This window comes from Tardiphaga sp. (genome assembly GCF_044340795.1).
In the GTDB taxonomy this organism is placed as follows: Bacteria; Pseudomonadota; Alphaproteobacteria; order Rhizobiales; family Xanthobacteraceae; genus Tardiphaga.
This window is the reverse complement of sequence record NZ_JBIISY010000353.1, coordinates 1-4,569: the sequence shown is the minus strand read 5'-3', so window position 1 is coordinate 4,569 and position 4,569 is coordinate 1. Positions and strand designations below refer to the sequence as shown.

Sequence of the window (4,569 nt, the reverse complement as noted above, 5' to 3'; positions counted from 1 at the left end):
GACACTGCCGGTCTCTATGTCGACTTCGACCACGGCAACATGGCAGGCATTGGAGAATGTCCCCGATGGATCGTAAGTGGCGTTCTCCGATAGGCCCGGCTCGATCTCGCCCTTGAAGATATGCGTCTGGTGATAGGCCGCACGCGCCATGGAGGCAATCGTGACCGAGCGGTCGGTGCCGATCACATGCGCGGAGCCTTCCTCCAGCTTGATGTCCTCCGGTGAGGCCTCCAGCAGATGGCTTGCCATCTTCAGGAGCTTGGCCCGGATCTTTTGCGCAGCCATCAGGCTGGCACCGCCGGACAGCACCAGCGAGCGGCTGGCGAATGTTCCCCAGCCATAGGGCGAGCGATCGGTATCGCCATGCACCACTTTGATGACTTGCGGGTCGACCCCGATCTCGTCGGCGATGATCTGCGCCAGTGAGGTACGAAGCCCCTGACCATGCGGCGACGAGCCGATGCGGGCCTCAACGAAGCCGGAGGGATCGACAGTGAGGATGACCGTCTCGAAGCCGGGCGTGATCTCCATTCCGCGCGCCGCGAAGGCCGGGCTGCCGTAGCCGGTGCGCTCGGAGAAGGTGGCAAAGCCGATGCCGAGATAGTGGCCCTCAGTGCGTGCGGCTTCCTGCCGCTTGCGGAAAGCGCCGAGGCCGATCGCCGCGATCGCCATTTCCATGGTCTTGCGATAAGTGCCATCGTCGAAGACGAGGCCGGTCGCGGACGTGTAGGGAAACGCGTCTATCAGGTTGCGGCGGCGCAGTTCGGTAGGCTCGATACCGAACGCGCCGGCGGCCTTGTCCATCAACCGTTCGAGCACAAAGGTGATCACCGGCCGCGAGACGCCGCGATAGGGCGCCATCGGGCAGGTATTGGTCATCACCCCGCGGGATCGGCAGTCATAGGCGCGGACATCGTAAGGGCCGGGGAGTTCGGCCAGCGCCATCAGCGGTTCGACACCGCAGGTGGTAGGAAAGCAGGAATAGGCGCCGATATTGGCGACGATGTCGCCCCGCAAGGCGAGCAGTTTTCCCTTCTTGTCGAAGGCGCCTTCGAGTTCGACATATTGATCGCGGCTGTGAAAGCTCGCGATCAGGTTCTCGCGGCGGTCCTCGGTCCAGGCGACAGAACTGCGCAGGTGCCGCGCGAGCCACACCAGCAGCACATATTCCGGCGCCAGCGACATCTTCTGCCCGAAGCCGCCGCCGACATCGGGCGCGATGACGCGGAGTTCAGATTCCGGAATGCCGAGGATATCGCACACCGCGGTCCGCATCAGGTGTGGCATCTGCGTGGTGCAGGTCAGCGTTACCCGCTCGGTCAGGGGATCATAAATCGCATGCCCGGCGCGCGCTTCCATCGGCGTCGCATTCTGCCGGCGCGAGCGCGCCTCGACCCTGATGATGCGATCGGCGGATGTCCACACATCCTCGAATTTCGGCGTGACGATATGGCCTTCGACGATCACATTGTGCTGTGTCCCGGCATGGACGCGCGGTGCATCGCCGGCGAGAGCCGCGCGCGCGTCGGTCAGCGGCTGCGTCTCGGTGATGGCGACTTCGACCTGATCGGCAAAGTCCTCTGCCTCATCCTTGGCCGGTGCATAGACGGCGGCGATGCATTCGCCGGTGAAGCGCACGACACCATCTGCGAGGATCGGCTGCCCGACCGGCACGTAGTTGAACTTACTGAGCATCGGCTTGATCGGCTTCAGGCTCTTCAGGTCGGCTGCCGTCACCATGCCGATGCCATCAGGCGCATCGATGCTGTCGATGGTCCCCGCCGCGACATGGCTGCGGACGAAGCGGACCCAATGGGTCGCCGGAAGATCAGCCGTAAATCGTCCTCGCCCCGAGACGAGCGCGGGGTCCTCGAGCCTACGGATCGAGCGCCCGACCCATGTCGTACCCGATCCCTTGGTATGGTCGGTCTTCCCGTGCACCGTCATTGCTGTGCATGTTCGAGCGCACGCCGCGTCACGGCGCGGACGAGGTCGCGGCGATAATCGGCCGTGGTCTGGATATCCTCCATCGGATCGACAGCCAGCGCCGCCGCTTCGCCGGCCGCGACGAACAGCTCGGGCGAGGGCACCTGTCCGTTCAGCACATCCTCTGCCTCGGGTATACGACGCGCGCGATCCTCGGCGCCGCCGATGCCGATGTGCGCGTCCGTGATCTTGCCATCCATTAGTCGATAGGTCACCAGCGCTGCCGACATCGCGAAATCTCCGGCGCGGCGGCTGAATTCGTAGAAGCCGAACTTCGTGTCAGCCGGCAGCAAAGGAAGCCGCGCTTCGGCAAGAAACTCGTCTTCCTGCAGCGCAGTCGTCATGATGCCTTCGAGGAATTCGTCGATCGGCACGATGCGCTCGCCGCGCACGCTTTTCACCACCAGCTGCGCGCCGAGCGTTGCGGATGTCAGGCACCATTCCGAGGACGGATCGGCATGGGCGAGGCTGCCACAAAAGGTGCCGCGCATGCGGATCGGGTAATGCGCGATATGTTTTGCCACATAGGCGAGCAGCAGCCCGAGCGGCCCGGCGATGACCGGCTTATGAAAGGCGCCATGGCGCACGCGCGCCCCGATGGACAGATGATCGCCCTCCACGGCGAGGCGATCGAGCCCTTCGACTCCATTGATATCGATCAGATGCGCCGGTCGCGCCATGCGGAATGCCATGATCGGCACAAGGCTCTGCCCGCCGGCGAGAATGCGTCCGTCCTGCGGTGCATATTCGGCCAGGGCATTCACGACTTCGTCCACCGTGCGGGGAACGTGGCGTGTAAACGGCGCCGGTTTCATCCGACCTACCCCTCATCAGGAGCGTCAAAATTCACTTGTATGCTAACAATCGTCCGTTGCTTGTCAATCAGTGCGCGTGCTGGAAATGGCGGCGTTTGGCGCCTGCGAATGCGGCACTGCGCAAATGCCTCGGCGATGTTGCGCTGCGGCCTGGCTAGGCCGCAACGTCGCGATCGAGCGCAAAATCTTCGAGAAGTTGCGACCGCTTGCCGTTGATAAGGTCGCCGAGCAATTGCGCGGCCAGATAGCTGAAGGTGATGCCATTGCCGCCATAGCCGTAAGCGGCGAACAGGTTGGGATGACCGGGCACAGGGCCGATCAACGGCAATCCATCGCGCGTCGTATCGAATGTGCCCGCCCATCGATGGGTGATGTTCAGTTCGGCACGTGACCAGAGAGCTTTCAGACGCTGGCGCAGGACATCGGCCTTCGCCGGGATCAGTGCATCGCGCGCATCCGGCTCGATGATTTTGTCGCTGTCTTCGCCACCGATGATGATGCGGCCGGAGCGCGTCGTGCGCGCATAGAGATAATCCTTGCTGTCCTCCCAGATCAGCACGCCGTCGCGCCACAGCCGGTCGGGTTGCGGTGCCGTCGCGATGGCCCAGCTCGACGACGGCGATTGCACCTTCGTCTCCACGATGTCGGGCATCACATAGCCGGTGGCAAGGATGACGTGACGGGCCTCGATCATCCGCCCCTCCGCCGTCGAGACACCGACGCTGTGCGAAGCACTGTCGTAGCGTACTGTTTCCGCCTCGTAGAATCGCGCGCCGCGGCCGTGCGCGACATTCAGCAGTCCGATGGCCATCTGCATCGGATCGCAATCGGCGGAGTTCGGCGAGACGATCGCTCCGGCGCGTGTGATTTCATAGGCGCCGAGCAGCGCACGATGATCGAGAAACGTGCCGGGCAATCCTGCGCGTGCGCGCAAGACCTGCTCGGTGATCAGGCTGGTCGCGTCCTCACCGGCGGCGAGGTAGAGCGACGATTTTGACCGCATGTCGCAGGGCAGATCGAGATCGCGCATCAGCGATTGCAATCCGCCGACGGCATCGAAGCTGGCGCGATAGGCGCGCGCGGCGCGCTCGAAGCCGTAGAGGTCGGTCAGTTCGTGTAACGAGCGGTCGATTTCCCACAGCAGCATCGCCGTGCTCGCCGCGGTGCTGCCGTAACCCGGCAACTCGCGGTCCAGCAGAACCACGTCGAGGCCTTGCCGCGTCATCCGTTCGGCCATCAGCGCACCGGTAATGCCGCAGCCGACGATCAATGCGTCGCAGCGTGTGTCCTCGGTGAGCGGATGGCGGGCGGGACGGGGGAGTTTGGCGAACCAGGGCGAGCGTCCGCCATGCAGGTCGTCCTGTTCTGTGGTATCGGGATCGAGGTCGGAAATGATGGCACCGCGGGTTGGGATGTGAGCGTCGGGGAGAGCGGCTGACAATGCCGGGAAGCCAGTTCCGGTTCCGCTACCGGCGTGCGACTCTCCGGGCGACCGCAAAGGCCTCGGGAAGCCCCCGGGCGGCAGTCAAAAATTCTTATTTTTCAATTTGTTGTGTCCCCACTTGGCAGTGCCGGGATGGCCGGATTAAAGATGCGGCCAAATCGAACCAGCGTCTGGCGTCCCGACCCCGCCGGAGCCCCTCAGGGGCCGCCGTTGCTTCGTCGTTTTTCAACTGCCCTGTAGAGGACACCGCCCGTGTCAAAGACCGCCGTTCCCGCCCCGCAGCTCTCGCTCCCGAAGGACAAGATCAAGATCCTTCTGCTCGAG

The 4,569-nt window shown here is 63.8% G+C and carries 3 protein-coding genes; all 3 read right to left on the bottom strand.

The features are described 5' to 3' along the window. A partial coding sequence (locus tag ACIQ17_RS31085; RefSeq protein WP_398473341.1) for a xanthine dehydrogenase family protein molybdopterin-binding subunit occupies positions 1–1,947 on the bottom strand: 1,947 nt, incomplete at its 3' end. After that, complete coding sequence (locus ACIQ17_RS31080; protein ID WP_398473340.1) at positions 1,944–2,801, bottom strand: FAD binding domain-containing protein; 858 nt, start codon at positions 2,799–2,801, stop codon at positions 1,944–1,946. The genes ACIQ17_RS31080 and ACIQ17_RS31085, both read right to left, overlap by 4 nt. A gap of 154 nt (positions 2,802–2,955) precedes the next feature. Then, positions 2,956–4,197, bottom strand: coding sequence for an NAD(P)/FAD-dependent oxidoreductase (locus ACIQ17_RS31075; protein WP_398473342.1), 1,242 nt, complete (start codon positions 4,195–4,197; stop codon positions 2,956–2,958). Positions 4,198–4,569 lie beyond the last annotated feature (372 nt).